This is a genomic window from Salipiger sp. PrR003 (assembly GCF_010500785.1).
In the GTDB taxonomy this organism is placed as follows: domain Bacteria; phylum Pseudomonadota; class Alphaproteobacteria; order Rhodobacterales; family Rhodobacteraceae; genus Salipiger; species Salipiger pacificus_A.
In genome coordinates this window covers 39,434-58,293 of sequence record NZ_JAAGOV010000065.1, presented here as the reverse complement: position 1 = coordinate 58,293, position 18,860 = coordinate 39,434, and the positions used below count along the sequence as shown (strand labels likewise).

General features: G+C 68.0%; 20 protein-coding genes. 11 read left to right on the top strand and 9 right to left on the bottom strand.

Annotated features, from left to right (window positions below; all coding sequences use genetic code 11):
- Positions 1 to 14 precede the first annotated feature (14 nt).
- Together purQ and G0D83_RS22740 are read right to left on the bottom strand one after the other, a co-directional pair.
- Positions 15 to 683: a phosphoribosylformylglycinamidine synthase subunit PurQ gene (gene purQ, locus G0D83_RS22745; protein ID WP_108965846.1), complete on the bottom strand. Its 669-nt coding sequence runs from the start codon at positions 681 to 683 to the stop codon at positions 15 to 17.
- Between the two features lie 48 nt (positions 684 to 731).
- Complete coding sequence (locus G0D83_RS22740; protein ID WP_164196914.1) at positions 732 to 1,769, bottom strand: zinc-binding dehydrogenase; 1,038 nt, start codon at positions 1,767 to 1,769, stop codon at positions 732 to 734.
- A 278-nt stretch (positions 1,770 to 2,047) separates the two neighbouring features.
- Between G0D83_RS22740 and metA the strand changes: the two genes are divergently transcribed.
- The 5 genes from metA (at position 2,048) to G0D83_RS22715 (ending at position 6,441) form a co-directional block, all read left to right on the top strand.
- Positions 2,048 to 3,007, top strand: a complete 960-nt coding sequence (gene metA / locus G0D83_RS22735) for a homoserine O-succinyltransferase (protein ID WP_108965851.1) — start codon at positions 2,048 to 2,050, stop codon at positions 3,005 to 3,007.
- Positions 3,008 to 3,010: 3 nt separating this feature from the next.
- Complete coding sequence (locus G0D83_RS22730; RefSeq protein ID WP_164196913.1) at positions 3,011 to 3,955, top strand: alpha/beta fold hydrolase; 945 nt, start codon at positions 3,011 to 3,013, stop codon at positions 3,953 to 3,955.
- A gap of 54 nt (positions 3,956 to 4,009) precedes the next feature.
- Positions 4,010 to 4,879: a polyphosphate kinase 2 gene (gene ppk2 / locus G0D83_RS22725; protein WP_164196912.1), complete on the top strand. Its 870-nt coding sequence runs from the start codon at positions 4,010 to 4,012 to the stop codon at positions 4,877 to 4,879.
- Positions 4,872 to 5,489 carry a TetR/AcrR family transcriptional regulator gene (locus tag G0D83_RS22720; protein ID WP_108965857.1) on the top strand — a complete coding sequence of 206 codons (618 nt, stop codon included), beginning with the start codon at positions 4,872 to 4,874 and terminating at the stop codon, positions 5,487 to 5,489. The genes ppk2 and G0D83_RS22720 overlap by 8 nt, the downstream gene beginning before the upstream one ends.
- Positions 5,490 to 5,577: 88 nt before the next feature.
- Positions 5,578 to 6,441: a sulfotransferase gene (locus G0D83_RS22715; protein ID WP_164196911.1), complete on the top strand. Its 864-nt coding sequence runs from the start codon at positions 5,578 to 5,580 to the stop codon at positions 6,439 to 6,441.
- On the opposite strand, the gene G0D83_RS22710 is transcribed toward G0D83_RS22715, so the two are convergent.
- From G0D83_RS22710 to G0D83_RS22695, 4 genes are all read right to left on the bottom strand, one after another.
- Entirely contained in the window at positions 6,428 to 7,462 is a 1,035-nt protein-coding gene (locus tag G0D83_RS22710; protein ID WP_164196910.1) for a glycosyltransferase family 2 protein, read from the bottom strand. The genes G0D83_RS22715 and G0D83_RS22710 overlap by 14 nt on opposite strands.
- 155 nt (positions 7,463 to 7,617) lie before the next feature.
- Entirely contained in the window at positions 7,618 to 8,106 is a 489-nt protein-coding gene (rpsI, locus tag G0D83_RS22705; protein ID WP_095883698.1) for a 30S ribosomal protein S9, read from the bottom strand.
- A 2-nt stretch (positions 8,107 to 8,108) separates the two neighbouring features.
- Positions 8,109 to 8,567: a 50S ribosomal protein L13 gene (gene rplM, locus G0D83_RS22700; protein WP_108965864.1), complete on the bottom strand. Its 459-nt coding sequence runs from the start codon at positions 8,565 to 8,567 to the stop codon at positions 8,109 to 8,111.
- A 190-nt stretch (positions 8,568 to 8,757) separates the two neighbouring features.
- Positions 8,758 to 10,185 (bottom strand): PLP-dependent aminotransferase family protein, encoded by a 1,428-nt coding sequence (locus G0D83_RS22695; RefSeq protein ID WP_164196909.1) that lies wholly within the window; start codon positions 10,183 to 10,185, stop codon positions 8,758 to 8,760.
- Positions 10,186 to 10,255: 70 nt separating this feature from the next.
- Here G0D83_RS22695 and G0D83_RS22690 point away from each other — a divergent pair, with 70 nt between their 5' ends.
- On the top strand, positions 10,256 to 10,483 hold the full coding sequence (locus tag G0D83_RS22690) for a DUF1127 domain-containing protein (RefSeq protein ID WP_108965868.1): 228 nt from the start codon (positions 10,256 to 10,258) through the stop codon (positions 10,481 to 10,483).
- 195 nt (positions 10,484 to 10,678) lie between these two features.
- On the opposite strand, the gene aroB is transcribed toward G0D83_RS22690, so the two are convergent.
- Both aroB and G0D83_RS22680 read right to left on the bottom strand, forming a co-directional pair.
- Positions 10,679 to 11,809 (bottom strand): 3-dehydroquinate synthase, encoded by a 1,131-nt coding sequence (gene aroB / locus G0D83_RS22685; protein WP_235939438.1) that lies wholly within the window; start codon positions 11,807 to 11,809, stop codon positions 10,679 to 10,681.
- Positions 11,809 to 12,378 carry a shikimate kinase gene (locus G0D83_RS22680; RefSeq protein ID WP_108965870.1) on the bottom strand — a complete coding sequence of 190 codons (570 nt, stop codon included), beginning with the start codon at positions 12,376 to 12,378 and terminating at the stop codon, positions 11,809 to 11,811. The genes aroB and G0D83_RS22680 overlap by 1 nt, the downstream gene beginning before the upstream one ends.
- 94 nt (positions 12,379 to 12,472) lie before the next feature.
- On the opposite strand from G0D83_RS22680, the gene G0D83_RS31940 reads away from it, so the two are divergent.
- The 3 genes from G0D83_RS31940 to G0D83_RS22670 are packed head-to-tail and all read left to right on the top strand — an operon-like array spanning position 12,473 to position 15,118.
- Positions 12,473 to 12,622, top strand: coding sequence for a hypothetical protein (locus G0D83_RS31940; protein WP_176476714.1), 150 nt, complete (start codon positions 12,473 to 12,475; stop codon positions 12,620 to 12,622).
- Complete coding sequence (locus tag G0D83_RS22675) at positions 12,612 to 14,195, top strand: hypothetical protein (protein WP_164196908.1); 1,584 nt, start codon at positions 12,612 to 12,614, stop codon at positions 14,193 to 14,195. Before G0D83_RS31940 ends, G0D83_RS22675 begins: the two co-directional genes overlap by 11 nt.
- Positions 14,192 to 15,118: a site-specific tyrosine recombinase XerD gene (locus G0D83_RS22670; protein WP_164196907.1), complete on the top strand. Its 927-nt coding sequence runs from the start codon at positions 14,192 to 14,194 to the stop codon at positions 15,116 to 15,118. The genes G0D83_RS22675 and G0D83_RS22670 overlap by 4 nt, the downstream gene beginning before the upstream one ends.
- 117 nt (positions 15,119 to 15,235) lie before the next feature.
- Here G0D83_RS22670 and pyrH read toward each other — a convergent pair whose 3' ends face one another.
- The gene (gene pyrH, locus G0D83_RS22665) at positions 15,236 to 15,961 is read right to left on the bottom strand and encodes a UMP kinase (protein WP_095883193.1); all 726 of its coding nucleotides are present in this window, start codon (positions 15,959 to 15,961) and stop codon (positions 15,236 to 15,238) included.
- 97 nt (positions 15,962 to 16,058) lie between these two features.
- Here pyrH and miaA point away from each other — a divergent pair, with 97 nt between their 5' ends.
- Together miaA and G0D83_RS22655 are read left to right on the top strand one after the other, a co-directional pair.
- Positions 16,059 to 16,952, top strand: a complete 894-nt coding sequence (miaA, locus tag G0D83_RS22660) for a tRNA (adenosine(37)-N6)-dimethylallyltransferase MiaA (protein WP_370457301.1) — start codon at positions 16,059 to 16,061, stop codon at positions 16,950 to 16,952.
- 141 nt (positions 16,953 to 17,093) lie between these two features.
- A complete protein-coding gene (locus G0D83_RS22655; RefSeq protein ID WP_164196905.1) occupies positions 17,094 to 18,764 on the top strand; it encodes an ABC transporter substrate-binding protein in 1,671 nt (556 codons plus the stop codon).
- Positions 18,765 to 18,860: the final 96 nt, after the last annotated feature.

Sequence of the window (18,860 nt, the reverse complement as noted above, 5' to 3'; positions counted from 1 at the left end):
TCAAGCGGTGCCGGTCAAGCCTCGGCGAGCGCCGCCGTCAGATTGGCGAAAAGGCGCGCACCGTCCTCGTTGCCCTGCGACGGATCGCAGGCCCGCTCGGGGTGCGGCATCATGCCGAGAACACGGCGGTTTTCCGAAAGGATGCCGGCGATGTCGCGGTCCGCGCCATTGGGGTTGTCGGTGTAGCGGAAGGCCACGCGGCCCTCGCCCTCGAGCATGTCCAGCGTCGCAGCGTCGGCGGTGTAATTGCCGTCGTGATGCGCGATCGGGATGCCGATCTTCTCGCCCATCTCGTAGCCGCGAGTGAAGACGGACTGGCTCTCGGCCACCTCGAGCCCCACCGTGCGGCAGATGTACTTGAGGTTCGCGTTGCGCAGCAGCGCCCCCGGCAGCAGCCCGGTCTCGGTGAGGATCTGGAAGCCGTTGCAGACGCCGAAGACGTAGCCGCCGCGCTCGGCATGGGCCTTCACGCCCTGGCAGATCGGCGAGTTGGCGGCGATGGCACCGCAGCGCAGGTAATCGCCATAGGAGAAGCCGCCCGGCAGGCCGACGATGTCGACGCCCGCGGGCAGCGTGGTGTCCTTGTGCCAGACCATCTCGACCTCGAGCCCGGCCTGTTCGAAGGCCATCTTCAGATCACGATCGCAGTTCGATCCGGGGAAGACGATGACGGCGGCTTTCATGGGCACTCTCCTGAACGGCCTTGCGACGCGCTGCGGCGCCGCCCCGCCTCAGCGGGTGAAATCGGTGATCACGGCCACGCCCGGAGGCGTCGGCCCATTGAACGCCGCCAGCTCCGCCCCGGCCTGGCTGAGGGGAATCTCGCGCGCGATGAGAGGGCTCATATCCACCTTTCCCCGCGTGATCAATCCAAGCAGCGACGGATAGCGGTGCGAGGGCATCCCGCGCGTGCCGTAAAGCGCGAGATTGGCCATGTAGACGGCGTTCATGTCCACCTCCTGCACGGCGTGATGCCCGACCGGCATGCCGACCTGCACGTGTCGCCCGAGCGGCCGCAGGCAGCGGATCGAGGCGTTGACCGTCTGCGGAATACCCAGCGCCTCGACGCTGACATGGGCCCCGCCGCCGGTGATCTCCTTGATGCGCGCCGCGGCATCCTCCTCGGCGGCGTTCACCGCCGCGTCCATGCCGAGCGAGAGCGCGTGCTCGAGCTTTTCGGGCACCACGTCGACGACCACCACATGCGCGCCCAGAGCCCGGCCGAGGATCGCCGCGGAAAGCCCGATGCCGCCCGTGCCGTGCACCGCCAGCCACTCGCCGCCCTGCAGCGCCGCGCGCCCGGTGAGCGCGTGCCAGGCGGTGGTCACCCGGCAGCCGAGACCCGCCGCCAAAGTCGGCGACATGCCCTTGGGCAGCCGGGCGAGGTTGAAATCGCGCGGCACGGCGACGTATTCGGCAAAGGCGCCCGGCTCGATGAAGCCCGGGAGGCGCTGGTCGAAGCAGGTATGCTGCTGCCCCTCGCGGCACTGCGGGCAGGTGCCGCAGGCGAGGATGAAGGGCGCAACCAGCTTGTCGCCCACCTGCCATTGCGAGCCCGGCCCGGCCTCGACCACCTCGCCGCAATACTCGTGGCCCTGAATCTGTCCCGGCTTGACCCGAGGATGCTCGCCCGACCAGCCGTGCCAGTCCGAGCGGCAGACCCCGCAGGCCAGCACCTTCAGCACCACCCCGTCGTCGGGACAGGCGGGCATCTCCACCTCCTCGATCGACAAATCGGCGTTGTATTCTCTCAGGACGGCGGCGCGCATGAATGATCTCCTCCAGAATCTGGGATCACAGAACGACAGGCCACGGCAAAACACAAGCCCCGCGCGGGCGGGGAATCCCGGCCTGCCTGCGTCGGGATATTTGGGCCCCGAAGACACCCCGCGCCCTTATCCTAGAGGAGAGACTTCCGCGGCAGCGCGGGTAGCGGACTGGCGCGTCGCCCTTCCTTCCGCCCCCTCTCCTGCGCCATCCCGGCGTGCCTCTTGAGCAATGGCCACTGCAGGGATACATCTACGCAACTGACAAGAGGACGATTTCCATGCCCATCAAGCTGCCCGAAGACCTTCCCGCCTACGACGTGCTCTCGCGCGAGGGCGTGATGGTCATGTCCGAGGACAGCGCCTCTCGGCAGGATATCCGCCCCTTGCGCATCGCGCTGCTCAATCTCATGCCCAAGAAGATCCAGACCGAGAACCAGTTCGCGCGCCTCATCGGGGCGACGCCGCTGCAGATCGAGCTGTCGCTGATCCGCATGACCGAGCACCAGACCAAGAACACCGCCGCCGAGCACATGGAGGCCTTTTACCGGCCCTTCTCCGAGGTCGAGGCCAGCGGCGAGAAATTCGACGGGCTGATCATCACCGGCGCGCCGATCGAGCATCTGGAGTTCTCCGAGGTCACCTACTGGGACGAGCTCCGCAGGGTCTTCGACTGGAGCCAGACCCATGTGCACGCCACTTTCGGCGTCTGCTGGGGCGGCATGGCGATGATCAACTATTTCCACGGGGTGAAGAAGCACAGCCTGGATCACAAGGCCTTCGGCTGCGTGCGCCACCAGAACCTCGCCCCCGCCTCGCCCTTCCTGCGCGGCTTCTCGGACGACATGGTGATGCCGGTGTCGCGCTGGACCGAAATGCGCCGGGACGAGATCGAGGCCGCCGGCCTGCCTGTGCTGATCGACTCTCCCGAAACCGGCCCGGCGCTGGTCGAGGACAAGGCGCACCGCGCGCTCTACATCTTCAACCACCTCGAGTACGACAGCACCACGCTGAAGGACGAGTACGACCGCGACGTCGAGGCCGGCAAGCCGATCAACGTGCCGGCGAACTACTACCCGAACGACGATCCCAGCAAGAAGCCGCAAAACCGCTGGCGCAGCCACGCGCATCTGCTTTTCACCAACTGGATCTCGGAGATCTACATGACCACCCCCTTCGACCTCTCCCGCATCGGCAGCGAGTCCACCGACTGGCGTGCCGCGGCGAAGGTCGGGGCCTGAGCCATGTGGCAGGCGCTGCTTCCCGTTGTCGCGCTGCTGCTGGCAGGCTGCGGGCTGACCAGCAGCAAGGCCGTCAGGGAAGAGGCCGCCGCCGAAGCCGCCTTCCCGCCAGAGGGCCGTTTCCTGCAGGTGGATGGCCGCCGCGTGCACTACGTCGAGGCGGGCTCCGGCCCTGCACTGGTGCTGATCCATGGTGCCAGCGGCAACCTGCGCGACTGGACCTTCGACGCCGTCTCGCGGCTGAGCCCCGATTACCGAGTCATCGCATTCGACCGCCCGGGGCTCGGCTATACCGAGGCCGAGGCGGATGGTGACAGCATTTTCGAGCAGGCCGCGCTGCTCTCTGCCGCGGCCACGCAGCTCGGCGCGACGCGCCCCATCGTGCTCGGCCAGTCCTACGGCGGCGCAGTGGCGCTGGCCTGGGCGGCGAACCACCCCGAGCGGGTCTCGGCGCTGGTGCTGCTGGGCGCCGCCTCGCAACCCTGGGAGGGCGGGCTGCCGTTCTTCTACAAGCTGACCGCCGGGCCGCTCGCGCCGCTGGCCAATCCCGCCATCGCCGCCTTCGCCCCGGATGACAGGGTGCAGGAGGCGATCACCGAGGTCTTCGCGCCCAACCCGGTGCCCGCGGGCTATGCCGCCCATATCGGCGCACCGCTGACGCTCCGACGCGAGAGCCTCGACGCCAACGCCCGCCAGCGCGCCAGCCTCAAGGCCGAGATCCGCGCGCTCGCGCCCCGCTACCCGGCGCTCGATCTGCCGGTCGAACTGATCCATGGCGAGGCCGACACCACCGTGGGGCTGCAGATCCACTCGGTGCCCACGGCGGCGCAGATCCCCGGCGCCAACCTCGTCACCCTGCCCCGCGTCGGCCATATGCCGCAGCACGTCAGCCCGGCGCAGATGGATGCCGCCATCGCCCGGGCCGCCGCGCGCGCGGGTTTGCGCTAGACGCGCCGAAGCGTCATATTGAGCGTGAGATTTCAACACGAAGGACCCAAGCCCGTGTCCAAGCCCTTCGACGGCGCGATCAGCGCCTATTTCGAGAAGAAGGCCCCCAAGGAAATCCGCGAGGCCATCCGCCGCGCCGACAAGGATGACATCCTCTCGGCCAGCTACCCCTACTCCGAGGAGATGAAGGGCAAGGCCTACGACAAGCAGATGGCGGCGCTGCAGATCGAGCTTATGAAGCTGCAGCGCCACGTCAAAGAAAGCGGCGAGCGCGTCGCCATCCTCTTCGAAGGGCGCGACGCCGCCGGCAAGGGCGGCACGATCAAGCGCTTTCGCGAGAACCTCAACCCGCGCGGCGCGCGGGTCGTGGCGCTCGGCAAGCCCTCGGACACCGAGGCGACGCAATGGTACCTGCAGCGCTACATCGACCACCTGCCCTCTGGGGGCGAGATCGTCTTCTTCGACCGCAGCTGGTACAACCGCGGCGTGGTGGAAAAGGTCTTCGGCTTCTGCACCGAGGCGCAGCGCGAGCATTTCTTTGCCCAGGTGCCGGACTTCGAGAAGATGCTGGTCGAGGAGGGCATCAAGCTCTTCAAGTTTTGGCTCAACGTCGGCCGCGCCGAGCAGCTGCGGCGCTTCCTCGCGCGGGAAAAGGACCCGCTGAAGCAGTGGAAGCTCTCGTCGATCGATGTGGAGGGGCTGAAGCTCTGGGACGAGTACGGCGCGGCGATTCAGGAAACCCTGTCGCGCAGCCATACCGCCGCCGCCCCTTGGACGGTGATCCGCTCGGACGACAAGAAGCGCGCCCGGATCGAAGCGATCCGCCACGTGCTCACCGATCTCGACTACGACAGCAAGGACGAGCGCAACGTCGGCGCGCCCGATCCCAAGATCGCCGGAGGTCCCGAAGTCTGGGATGGCTAAACGCGGCTACCACCACGGCAATCTCCGTCAGGCGCTGGTCGAGGCGGCGCTTGAACTGATCGAGGAAAAGGGCCCCACGGGCTTTACCCTCTCGGAGGCGGCGAAACGCGCCGGGGTCACCCCGGCCGCGGTCTACCGGCATTTCTCGGGGCGCGAGGATCTGATCGCCGAGGCGGCGCGGCAGGGCTACGAGATCTTCGGCGATCTCATGCAGTTCGCCTACGACAGCGGCCAGCCCTCGGCGCTCGCGGCCTTCGAGGCCACGGGCCGCGCCTACCTCGCCTTCGCCCGCCGCTATCCGGGCCACTACATCGCGATGTTCGAAAGCGGCGTGTCGGTGAACCATTCGCCCGAGCTTGCCAGCGCCTCGCGCCATGCCCGCGGCGTGCTCGAGAAAGCCGCCTCGGACCTCTCCCAGCACATCCCTCCGGAAAAGCGGCCACCCGCCGCGATGTTCTCGGCCCATATCTGGGCAATGAGCCACGGCGTCGTGGAGCTCTTCGCGCGCAACTCGCCCGGCACGCAGTCGCCCTTCCCCGCCGACGAACTGCTGGAAAGCGGCATCGGCATTTACCTGCGCGGCCTCGGCCTCATCCCGCCCGACGCCTGAGCATATTTCGAGCCAGAAACATCCGGGGGATCCGCGCTGTGCGCGGTAGGGGCAGCGCCGCCTCTCATCCCGCCTCAAGGACCGCGACATGACCCAAAAGACCTTTTACCTCGGCCTCGGCGGCCAGAAATGCGGCTCGACCTGGATCCAGGCTTACCTGAACCGGCAAGAGGGCAGCGACTTCGGCCGGCTCGGCGAGTACCAGGTCTGGGAGCCCCAGCTTGGCGGCGTCTTCGCCCGCTACAAGGTGCCCACGCCGCCGCTGAAGGAGCGGCTGCGGGCGCGGCTCAAGACCGCCGTGGGCGCCGACGAGCCGGCGCAGCATCTGCGCTGGCGGCTGCAGTCCGACCCCGAGGCGTATTTCGACTATTTTGCCGGGCTGCTGGCGCGTCCCGGCATCGTCTGCACCGGCGACATCACCCCCTCCTACGCCGCGCTGCCGCCCGAAAGGCTGGCGCGCATCCGCGAGGCGTTCGCCGAACGCGGCATCGCAGTGAAGGCAATCTTCTCGATGCGCGATCCGGTGGACCGGCTGCGCTCACACATGCGCATGGAAATGGCCAAGGACCGGCTTTCGGCGGAAGAGACCAACGCCGCACCGCTGCGGGCCTTCTATGCCACCGAAGAGGCCGAGGCCCGCAGCCGCTACGACCGCACGATCGCCGCGATCGAGCAGGTCTTCGCCCCCGAGGATCGCTTCCTGTGCCTCTTCGAGGATCTCTTTACCCCCGAGGGGATCGCCGCGCTGTCGGATTTCGCGCAGGTCCCGTCCGATCCATCGCAGGGCGGACAAGCGGTCAACGCGCGGGCCAAGGGCTCGGGCAGCCTCCCCGAGGATCTTCTGGCCGAGATCGCGGCGCATTACCGGCCTGCCTACGAGGCCGCGGCCGAGCGCCTGCCGCGGGTACGCGCGCTCTGGCCTTCGGCCCCCTACGCGCTCACCAGCGCATGAGGCCAAGCTCGACGAGCTGCTCCGGCCCCTCGTAGCGCACGGAATTCTCGTCGAGAAAGCCGTCCTCCACCCCGTCCATCTTCTCCAGAAGCTCGGCGTAGTAGCGATACTTGGCGGCGCCATTGGCATGTGCCCCCCAGGAGATTGCCCGCTCGATCTTTGCCGCGAATTCTGACGTATAGACAAAATGTGCCAGCGTCAGCAGGACGGTCTGCGAGGGCGGCTGGTTGGCGTTGTGGGTGTCGATCATGCCGCTGTGCTTGCTGCGCAGGACCATCGGGGTCTTGTGCCGGGCAGCCTTCTGGAAGCTCTGCGCCTTGCGCACCCGCGAGGGCATGTAGATGCGGTGCCAGCCGCGCCGCTCGACTTTCGGCTTGACCGAGTAGCGCTCGAACAACCGGGCGGTCTTGCTCTCGCCGACCAACTCCGCGCCCTGCGGCGACAGCTCCACCAGGCGCTCCGCCTGGAAATAGGGATAGGCCTCGAGCAGCCCGGCGAAGCTCTGCGGCAAAGGCCCCGCGAGCCCGCCCACCGAAGCCGGAAAGAACTCCACCACCGAGGCCACCGCCGCGGCCGCGCCCTCGGCCTTCAGCCGCGCGGCGATCTCCTGCAGCGAGCTCACCCCCGGAGGCAGGAAGAGGAACTCGTCGGCGTCGACATAGGTGACATAGCCGCCGTCCATCCACAGGTGCGGCAGGGCGATCTTGTAGAAGGTGCCGGCGCGCTGCATCCGCGGCGCCGCCCCCTCGAGCTGGATTTCGATCTCGTCGCCATAGGGCAGCCACATGCTCACGACGCAGCAGTCGGGCTGCGCCTCGAGCCACGCGTGCGTGCCGTCGTCGGAGCGGTCGTCGATGATCAGGAACTGCTCGGCCCCGATGCTGCGGTAATAGTCGAAGAACGCCGGGCAGAGGGCCATCTCGTTGCGGACGATCGAGAAGATCGTCAGCTTGTCCGGATCGACCGGGCGCGAGACGCTCTCCACCAGCTCGGCCACGCGATCGATTGTGTATGGCACCATGTCGAGCCCCCTCTTGCCGAGATCATCCGCAGCGCGCCGGCCCGCGGTGAGCGGCCCGCCTGCGCATCCGGGTCAGCCCAGTCCTAACGCCTGCCCCGCAAAAGCAAAAGGCCGCTCCGGAGAGCGGCCTTCGCAAAATCGTATCGAGACGCGGATCAGCGCTTCGAGAACTGGAAGCTGCGGCGTGCCTTGCGCTTACCGAACTTCTTACGCTCGACGACGCGGCTGTCGCGGGTCAGGAAGCCTGCGGCTTTCAGAGCGCTGCGCAGCGACGGATCGTAGAGCTGCAGGGCTTTCGAGATGCCGTGCTTGACTGCACCGGCCTGACCCGAGAGACCGCCGCCCTTGACGGTGGCGTAGACGTCGAACTGGTCTTCGACACCTGCGATGGTGAAGGGCTGGCGCAGGATCATCTGCAGCACGGGGCGGGCGAAGTACTTCGACTGCTCCTTGCCGTTCACCACGACCTTGCCGGAGCCCGGCTTGATCCAGACGCGGGCAACCGCGTCCTTCCGCTTGCCGGTCGCATAGGAACGGCCAAGCTCGTCACGGACGGGCTCGCGCGGGGTTTCAACGACTGCGGGTGCAGCTTCGATGCCGGCTGCGGCGCCGAGCTCTTCCAGGGAGTTGATCTGTTCGGCCATGATTACACCCGGGTGTTTTTCTTGTTCATCGACTTGACGTCCAGCACTTCAGGCGATTGCGCCTCGTGCGGGTGCGCCGCGCCTGCGTAGATGCGCAGGTTGGTCAGTTGCTTGCGCGACAGGCGGTTGCCCGGGAGCATACGCTTGACGGCCTGGAACACGACGCGCTCGGGGTGTGCACCCTCGAGGATCTGGGCCTTGGTGCGGGACTTGATGCCGCCCGGGTGGCCGGTGTGCCAGTAGAAGTTCTCTTCACGCTTCTTGCCGGTCATCTGCACCTTGTCGGCGTTGATGACGATGACATTGTCGCCCATGTCCATGTGCGGGGTGAAGGTTGCCATGTGCTTGCCGCGCAGACGCATGGCGATGATCGAGGCGAGACGGCCGAGAACGACGCCTTCCGCGTCGATCACGATCCACTTCTTCTCGATGTCTGCAGGAGTCGCAGAGAAGGTTTTCATCGTGGGTGCCCTTGAGCTGTTCAAATGGGGCCCGCCTGGGGGGCCCGAATTCCGATGGGCGGGTTATAAGCACGCCCGCGGCACAGTCAAGCACCATGGTTTTGCATTTATTTATTAATTTCAATCACTTGCAAAAACGGTATCATAATACCCCAAAGAATTCGACGCCGCGCCGGCCTCCCGCCCCGTTTCACACGAGGATTTGCTCCGGCGGATCGTCCAGCAATCGCCGCAGCCGCAGAATCGCCTGCTCGAATTCCGCCAGCGGCACCTGCCCGTTCATCCCGATGCGCACCGCATGCGGGGCAAAGGCATCGCGCAGGGCAAAATCTTCCGCCGCCCGCACCTGCACCCCCTTGGCCTCGGCCGCCATGCAAAAGGCGGCCGCCCGCCAGCCCGGCGGCAACCGCAGCCAGACAAAGGGCGCCTCCTCGCTCCAGCGCAGCTCATGGCCGCCGAGGATGTTGACGGTGCTGCGCACGTAGAGCGCGTTGCGCTCGCGCACCGCGCGGACGATCTGCCGGGTCTCCTGTCGCGACAGCAGATCGGCCACGAGGTCCGCAAGCGGCAGCGCGAGCCCGAAGAACCCGTATTCCGCCGCCCGCCGCAGGTCGGCGCGCCGGGCGCGCGGGGCGATCGCAAACCCCACCCGCAGCCCCGGCGTCAGCGTCTTGGAGATCGACGAGACGAACCAGCCCAGCTCGGGCAGCATCGCCCGGTAGGTCTCGCAGCGCGCCTGGCCGAGAAAGGTGCTGTCATCCTCAAGGATGTGCAGACCGCAGCCGCGCGCCACGTCGGCGATCTCGCGCCGCCGCTCGGGCGGGGTGACGATGGTGGTGGGGTTGTGCAGCGCCGGCGAGGTGCACAGCAGCTGCGCCTCATGCCTGCGCGCCAGGTCGCGCAGCGCATCGGGGCGGATGCCCTTCTCGTCCATCGGCACCGGCACCGGCTCGGCACGCAGCAGTTCGGCGGCGCGGCGGAACCCCGGATAGCAAAGCTCCTCGACAAGCACGACCGGCCGGCGCCCGCGCAGCACCGCCTGCATCACCAGCGAAATGCCGTTCTGCGCGCCGTGGCTGAGCACCAGGTCCTCGTGGTGAACCTGTCCCAGCGGCACATCCGACAGCCAGTCCAGCGCCACCTGCCGGGCCGGGGCGAAGGCGCGGCTGGTGGGGTAGTCCATCAGCCCCGGAGCCGGGCGCGCTGCGATACGCGCCAGGGCCTCACGCACCAGCCCTACCTGCCCGAGATCGGGAATGCGCCCGGTGAAAAGGCTCACCATACGGTCGCCGTTCTCGGCAACCTCGCGCGGACCGCTCTCGATCAGCAGCGGCGCGGCGCTCTCGGCCTCGCCGCGCACAAATGTGCCGCGGCCGACCTCGGCCAGCAGCGCATTCTCGTCGGTGAGGATTGTATAGGCCCGCGCCACCGTGCCGGGGGTCATGCCAAGGCGCCATCCCAGCTCGCGCACCGGCGGCAGCCGTGTCCCCGGCGGCAGTTTCCCCTGCGTGATGCCATCCCGCAAAGCGCTTGCGAGTACACGATATTTCGGGCCCGATGCCTGTTTCTCGAACAGATCGAAAATTGTATCGGTAACAATGTTTTGCTCGACGGTCATTTTTCCACAATGTATCAATTGGAGCATGAGATCAACATAATTGTACCGATACAAAACTGGAGACACACCGATGGCAGCCGCCGCACACGCCCCGCTCATTGCCTATCTCGACGCGCAGAAACCGCTGCCGCCGTTTGCAGCACTGGCGCTCCGCGTGGCGGTGGTTACCGCGCAGTGGTCGGAGCGTCGCCGCACACGCCGTGCGCTGATAGACCTCGACGACCACCTGCTGCGCGACGTCGGGCTCGAACGGCACGTCGCCCTGAGGGAGGCGCGTCGCAAGTTCTGGCAGGGCTGATCCCCGGACCTGACGGAACCTCTTCCCCTGGGCGCGAGGCATTCCCTCGCGCCTTTTTTATGCGCGCCCGGCGAGCGCCGCACTTACGGCGCTGCCGGACATGCGTATTTTCAGAAAGAAGAAGCCCGGAGGTCATCGCGAACCTCCGGGCTTCTTCTCTTTTTCAGGTACACCTCAGGGGCAGCAATGTGCCGCTCAGTGCCCGGCCAGGGCCTCGCGCAGCAGCGCCAGAACCGTCTCGCCCGGCACGTCGGCGGTGACAAAGGCGCGGCCGATGCCGCGGGCCAGGACAAAGCGGATGGCGCCGTCGAGCACCTTCTTGTCCTGCCCCATCAGATCGTAGAGCACTTCGGCCGAAGGCAGATCGCCGGGGATGTCCGACAGGTCGCGCTTCATACCCATCTCGGCGAGATGCGCGCGCAGCCGCGACGGATCCTCCTGCGGGCAGAGCCCGAGCCGCGCCGAGAGCTCGAAAGCCAGCGCGCAGCCGATCGCCACGCCCTCGCCGTGCAGCAGCCGGTCCGAATAGCCGGTCGCCGCCTCGAGCGCGTGGCAGAAGGTGTGCCCGAGGTTGAGCAGCGCCCGGTCGCCCTGCTCGGTCTCGTCGCGCACCACGATCTCGGCCTTCATCTCCACCGAGCGGGTCACCGCATGTTCCAGCGCCGCAGGGCGGCGGGCCAGCAGATCCTCGGCGCCCGCCTCGAGCCAGGTGAAGAACGTCGCGTCGCCGAGCAGGCCGTATTTGACCACTTCGCCGTAGCCCGCGAGAAAGTCGCGCGGCGTCAGCGTCTGCAGCACATCGATGTCCGCCAGCACCAGCGAGGGCTGGTGGAAGGCGCCGATGAGGTTCTTGCCCGCGGGCGAGTTGATCCCGGTTTTGCCACCGACCGAGCTGTCGACCTGCGCCAGCAAGGAGGTCGGGATCTGCGCGAAGCGCACGCCGCGGCGCAGGATGGCGGCGGCAAACCCCACGAGATCCCCAATGACCCCACCGCCGAGCGCCACCACGATGTCGCGCCGCTCGACCTTCTGCGCCAGCAGCCACTCGGTGACCCGCTCGAGCTGGGCCCAGCATTTGGTCGCCTCGCCCGGGGGCAGAAGCAGCGCCTCGCAGCTGATCCCAGCGGCGGCGAGCCCCGCCTTCAGCGCCGGCAGATGCGCCGCGGCAACGGTCTCGTCGCTGACCACGACGATCCGCTTGCGGGTGCCCAGCAGCGGCGCGATCTCTGACCCGGCGCGCCCCAGCAGCCCGCTGCCGATGCGCACATCATAGGCCCGCGCCCCCAGATCCACATGCACGGTCCCCGCCTGCATCGCCTCGTTCATCAGCTTTCCTCCAGCACGTCCGGGCGTGTCTTCAACGTCTCGATCACCTTGCGGGCCATGGCATCGATCGACAGGCCCTGCTCCGATTTCACCGCAAGATCCGCCAGCGCGTAAACCGGCACGCGCCGGTCGTAGATCTCGCTCAGGGTGGCCAGCGGATCGGGGGTACGCAGCAGCGGCCGGGTGTCCTTGTGGCGCACCCGCCCCCAGAGCACCTTGAGGTCGGCATCGAGCCAGACGGCAACGCCCTTCTCGGTGATCATGCTGCGGTTGCCCTCGGCCATATAGGCACCGCCCCCGGTCGAAAGCACCGCCGGGCGGGCGTCGAGCAGCCGCTCGATCACCTGGGATTCCTTGCGCCGGAAGAAGGCCTCGCCGTCGCGGGCGAAGATCTCGGCGATGGTCATGTTGGCCGCCTTCTCGATCTCGGCATCCGAATCGCGAAACGGCACATTCAGGGCAGAAGCCAAGGCCCGGCCGACCGCCGATTTCCCCGCCCCCATCATGCCCACAAGCACAACTGTCTTTTTCAACTTCGGGTTCAATCCCCTTGTTTCTCGGCCTTGCATCGCCAATTCTGCCTCCTGAGGCCGTGAATGACGTGTCACTGCCAAAAAGGCTAGGTATAAGTGACAAAAAACATGAGGCAGGACTACTGAGCATATGGGACGACTGTTCAAACCCCTTCTGATCCTTCTTCTCCTCGCGGCAATCGCGCTGGTGGCCTACGCCTATGTCGGGCCCTATTTCGGCGCGGACTTCTCGCCGCCACAAACGGAGATCCGCCAGCCCGTGGAGCTTGATGCGAACTAGGTTCCTCCTTTGCACGCTCGCTCTGGGCGTGCCGACGGCCCTCGCCGCCGAGGCCCCGCTTGCCGCCATCGACTGGCTCAAGCGCGACCCGGGGATGAGCGCGGCCCTGCCCCTGCCCGATCCCCGGCCGCAGGGCGGACGGGCCGTGCCGCACGCCGAGCGCCCGCGCCGCGACGAGCCCCCCGTGGCCGCCTCGGGCGGCACGCCCGACGTCGAGAGCGCGCCGCTCGAGGCCCCCAGCGCCGAGTCGGCGGGGCTCCTGTCGAGCGCGCTGACCGGGCTGCCGCGGACGCTCTGGTCGGGCTCCGACGCAGCCCAGCTCGCCGCGCTCATCGCGCAGACGGAACCCGCGGTGCCCGCGCTCTCGGCGCAGCTTCTGACGCTGCTGCTGGCCGAGGCGGATGCGCCCGCGGGCAATGGCTCGCTGCTGGTGGCGCGGATCGACCGGCTGATGGAGGAAGGCGCGGTCGATGCCGCGCTGGCGCTGGTCGAGCAGGCCGGCGGCAGTTCCAACCCCGAGATCTTCGCCCGCTGGCTCGACCTGTCGCTGCTCGCGGGCAACGACGACGAGGCCTGCCGCACCCTGGCGCGCAAGCCCTATCTCACCATGGACATCGCCACCCGCATCTACTGCGACGCGCGGATCGGCAACTGGGAACATGCGGTCACCGTTTACGGCTCTGCCGGGGCGCTGGGGCAGATCGGCGCGCGCGATGCAGAGCTGCTGGCGCGCTTCCTCGACCCCGAACTGGTCGATGCCTCCGAACCGCTCAACCCGCCAGCGCGGCCGACGCCGCTGGAATTTCACCTCTTCGAGGCCGTGGGCGAAGCGCTGCCCACCCAGCCGCTTCCGCGCATGTTCGCCGCCGCGGACCTGTCGGGCAACAGCGGCTGGCGGGCACAGATCCTCGCCGCAGAACGCCTTGCGCGGCGCGGCACGCTTTCCGAGAACCGCCTGCTGGGCATCTATACCGACCGCGAGCCCGCTGCCTCGGGCGGGGTCTGGGACCGCGTCGCGGCGGTGCAGGATCTCGAGGCCGCGCTGAACGCCGGGCGCGGCGATCTGATCGGCCCCGCCCTGCTCGCCGCCTGGCCGCAGATGCGCAGCGCCGGGCTGCTGGTGCCCTTCTCCGAGCTTTACGCGGCGCGGCTGCAGGGGCTCGACCTCGATCCGCGCGCCGCGGCGCTGGCGCAACGCGCCGCGCTGCTGTCGCCGGACTACGAGGAGGCTGCCCGCCGCCTGCCTGCGCGCAGCGGGCTGATCCGCGCGGTGCACGCCGTGGCGCAAGGCGAGATGCCCGACACCGTCCCCCTCGCCCCCGCCGCCCAGGCCATTGTCGAGGCCTGGCGCCCGGATGCCGAGGTGCCGCCGGAGCTGGCCAGCCTGCTGCGTGACGGCAAGTTGGGCGAGGCGATCCTGCGGGCCATCGCGCTTTTCCAGTCCGGTGCCGAAGGCAACCACGCCGATCTCACCGGTGCGCTGGCGACGCTGCGCCGGGTGGGGCTCGAGGACACGGCGCGCCGCGCCGCCATCCAGCAGATCCTGCTTTCGGACGAAGGCGCACCGCTGTGAGCGCCGCCAACTGGGTTTCGGCCTTCCTCGAGGCGCAGGCCGCCGAGCGCGGCGCCGCGGACAACACGCAGGCCGCCTACGCCCGCGATCTCGCGTCCTTCACCGGCTGGCTGGCGGCGCGCAAGCGCGACCTTGCCAGCGCACAGCGCGGCGACGTCGAGGACTACCTGGTCGCCTGCGAAGCCGAGGGGCTTGCGGTCTCGACCCGCGCGCGTCGGCTCTCGGCGATCAAACAGCTCTACCGCTTCGCCTTCGAAGAGGGGCTGAGGGCCGACAACCCGGCAGTGCAGATCGCCGGTCCGGGCCGCCCCAAACGCCTGCCCAAAACGCTCTCGACCGAAGAGGTCGACCGGCTGCTCGAGGCCGCCGAGTCTCATGGCCGCAGCGCCGACGACCGGATGCGCAACACCTGCCTGATGCAACTGCTCTATGCCACCGGCATGCGGGTGAGCGAGCTGGTCACGCTGCCGCTCTCGGCGGCACGGGGCGATCCGCGCATGCTGCTGATCCGTGGCAAGGGCGGCAAGGAGCGCATGGTGCCGCTCTCGCCGCCGGCGCGCGTGGCGCTGGCCGAGTGGCTGAACCGGCGCGATGCGCAGGAAACGCTCAAGAAGACCGAGGGCAAGCCCGCCTCGAGCTTCCTCTTCCCGTCGCGCGGCAAGGCCGGGCATCTGACCCGCCATGCCTTCTACATCATGATCAAGGATATTGCCGTGGCGGCGGGCGTCTCGCCGGCCAAGGTCACCCCGCACACGCTGCGCCACGCCTTCGCGACGCATCTTCTGGCCAATGGCGCCGATCTGCGCGCCATCCAGACCTTCCTCGGTCATGCCGATGTGGCGACCACCGAGATCTATACCCATGTTCTCGAAGAGCGTCTGCGCGAGCTTGTGCTCGACCATCACCCGCTCGCCCGGGACTGACGCCGCCGCAGCGCGCTTCGCCATGTCTCTACGATAGGAGCCCGCCGCGCCCTTGCTTCCAGGCGGGAATATCCCGGGTGTGCGGGGGCCGAGCCCCCGCTTGCCGAACCTCTGGGATCAGGCGTGCACCTCGGTGTAGGTGCCTTCGCCAGCCAAGATGCCCCGGAAGCCGCCCGGCTCGTTCAGCGAGAAGACGATCAGCGGCATCTTGTTGTCGCGCGCCAGCGCGATGGCCGAGGCGTCCATCACCTTGAGGTTGTCGCGCAGCACATCGTCGTAGGAGATGCGGTCATAGCGCTTGGCCTCGGGGTTGGTCTTGGGATCGCAGTCGTAGATGCCGTCGACGTTCTTGCCCATGAAGATCGCCTCGCAGGCCATTTCGTTGGCGCGCAGCGACGAGGCGGTGTCGGTGGTGAAATAGGGGTTGCCGGTGCCCGCGGCAAAGATGCAGACCCGCTTCTTTTCGAGGTGGCGCACGGCCCGGCGGCGGATGTAGGGCTCGGCCACCTCGTCCATGCGGATCGCCGAGATCACCCGGGTGAAGACGCCCAGTTCCTCGAGCGCCGACTGCATGGCGAGCGCGTTCATCACCGTTGCCAGCATGCCCATGTAGTCGGCGGTGGTGCGCTCCATGCCCTGCGCCGAGCCGGCGAGGCCGCGGAAGATGTTGCCGCCACCGATCACCATGCAGATTTCGACACCCATGTCGTGCACCGACTTCACTTCGCGCGCGATGCGCTCGACGGTCGGCGGGTGCAGACCGTAGCCCTGGTCGCCCATGAGCGCCTCACCCGAGATTTTCAGCATCACACGCTTGAAGGTGGTTTGGGGCTGCTCGGTCATGTTGCGCTCCGTCTGTGCACGATCCAAATTGCGGCTATATGTGACCGAAAACATCCGCGCCTGCAATGCTGAGCGCCCCCGCAAGAAAGGATCGCCGGTGGCTGATCTGGTGAAACAATATGCGCCCGATCCGAGCCTTCCGGTGCTGATCGCGGGGCCCACCGCCAGCGGCAAGTCCGCGCTGGCGCTTGAAATCGCCGAATCTGCGGGGGGCGTCATAATCAATGCCGACGCGATCCAGGTCTTCGACGACTGGCGCGTGCTGACCGCTCGTCCCCCGGTAGAAGATGAGGCGCGAGTGCCGCACCTGCTCTATGGTCACGTGCCGGGCAGTCATGCCTATTCGGTGGGCGACTGGCTGCGCGATCTGCAACCGCTCCTTGGCGGGGCGCGGCCGATTATCGTCGGCGGCACGGGGCTTTACTTCTCGGCGCTGACCGAGGGCTTGGCGGCGATTCCCGAGACCCCGTCCGAGGTCCGCGCCCGCGCCATGGCCCGGCTGGAGGCCGGGGAGCTGCAGGCCATGGTTGCAGAGCTTGATCCCGAGAGCCGCGACCGCATCGATTGCCACAACCCGATGCGGGTGCAGCGCGCTTGGGAGGTGCTGACCGCCACCGGGCGCGGAATCGCGGCCTGGCAGGCCGAGACGCCGCCACCGCTGCTGCCGCTGGCGCAGGTTCAGCCGATCCTTTTCGACGTGCCGAAGGATTGGCTGAACGCGCGCATCGCGCGGCGCTTCCGGCTGATGGTCGAGGGCGGCGCCCTCGACGAGGCCCGGGCCAACCAGGAGAGCTGGCACCCCGCCCTTCCCTCGGCCAAGGCCATCGGCGCGGCCGAACTGATCGGGCACCTGCGGGGCGAGCTGAGCTTGGACGAGGCGGTGGAGCGCGGCGCGATCCTCACCCGGCAATTCGCCAAGCGCCAGCGCACCTGGTTCCGCGCACGGATGAAGGACTGGCCACGCCACTGCCCCGCGGAGGCGCTGGCATGACACCGCGACGCAGCGGCGGACCGGCCTGCCGGAACCTCGGGTTTCACTGCGCAGCGATCGCGTTAGTCGATTGACGTAGCGTTGCAATTGATGCGCAATGGGCGGGCAGATGACCGCAGAACGAGCGAAGGGGAAACGCAGATGAGCCGAGGCCGCAACGCGCAGTGCATCCACCCCGCGGTGCGGCAGGAGCTTTGCGATTTCCGGCAGGGCCTCGTGACGCGAAGAGAGTTTCTCACCCGGGCAACGGCGCTCGGCACCTCGGCCGTGATCGCGCGCGGCATGGTCGGCATGGCCGCCGCTGAAGAGACCCCCTCCGAGGCACCGCCGGGCAGTACGCTGCGCATCCAGATGGAGGTGCGCCCGCTCAAGGATCCGCGCACCTACGACTGGTCCGAAATCGCCAATATCTCGCGCGGGTGGCTCGAATACCTCGTCGAATATAACCGCGATGGCAGCCTTCGCGGCATGCTGCTCGAGAGCTGGGAGGCCAGCGAGGACGCCGCGCAGTACCTGCTGCATGTCCGCCCCGGCGTGACCTGGACCACCGGCGAGCCCTTCACCTCGGGCGACGTGGCGCGGCTCATGGGCTATTGGTGCGACCGCAGCGTCGAGGGCAACTCGATGGCCGGGCGGCTTGCCGCCCTTGGCGATCCGCAGACCGAGCGGCTGGCCGAAGGCGCGGTGGAAGTCCTCGACGATCTGACCCTGCGCCTCAACCTCGCCTATCCGGACGTGGCGATCATGGCGGGCCTGTCGGACTATCCCGCCGCCTGCGTCCACGCGCGGCACGATCCGGCGACCATGCTCACCGACCCCATCGGCACCGGCCCCTACCTGCCCGAGGAGCTGGTCCCCACCCAGCGCGCCGTGCTGGTGCGTAACAAGGCCCATGCCTGGTGGGGGACCGAGGCCGACGGCTGGGGCGGCGCCACGCTCGAGCGGATCGAGTTCCTCGACTATGGCACCGATCCGGCCTCTTGGCTCGCCGCGGCCGAAAGCGGCGAGATCGACATGCTCTACGAGAACGTCGGCACCTTCATCGAAGTGGCGGATCTTCTGGGCTGGCAGCGCTCCGAGGTGGTCACCGGCGCGACAGTGGTGCTGCGCGGCAACCAGCAGGCGCTGGTGGACGGCCGCGCTGCCTATGCCGACAAGCGCATGCGCAAGGCGCTCCAGCTTGCCATCGCCAACGATATCGCGCTGGAACTCGGACACGCCGGGCTTGGCACTGTGGCCGAGAACCACCACGTCGCGCCGATCCATCCAGATTATGCCGAGGTCGGCCCCACCGAGTACGACCCCGCCCTCGCCCTGCCGCTGGCGCAGGAGGCGGGCTTCGGCGATCTCGAGCACGAGCTGGTCACGCTCGACGACGGCTTCACCCGGCGCACCGGTGACGCCTGCGCCGCCATGCTGCGCGACGCAGGGTTCAAGGTGAGCCGCAAGGTGCTGCCCGGTTCGGCCTTCTGGCAGGAGTGGAAGGACTACCCGCTGTCGATCACCGAGTGGAACCACCGTCCCCTGGGCATCCAGGTGCTGGCGCTGGCCTACCGCAGCGGCGAAGCCTGGAACGAGACCGGATACGCCGATGCCGAATTCGACGCCATGGTGGCCGAGGCGCTGACCATCGCCGATGCCGAGGCCCGCAAGGAGATCATGGCCCGCATCGAGCGCAAGCTGCAGCAGGACGCGGTGATCGTGCAGCCGTTCTGGCGCTCGCTCTACCGCCACGTCCGGCCCGGCGTGCTCGGGGCCGAGATGCATCCCTCGTTCGAAATCCACCTCTACAAGCTCGCGCTGGAGGTCTGAAGCTCGGCGGAGGGTTGCCAAGCGCCGCTGCCAAAGATGACAGCCGCGCGCTTCTCCGGCAGGCTACCGCCCGGAGGCAAGGCCGCATTTCAGCCC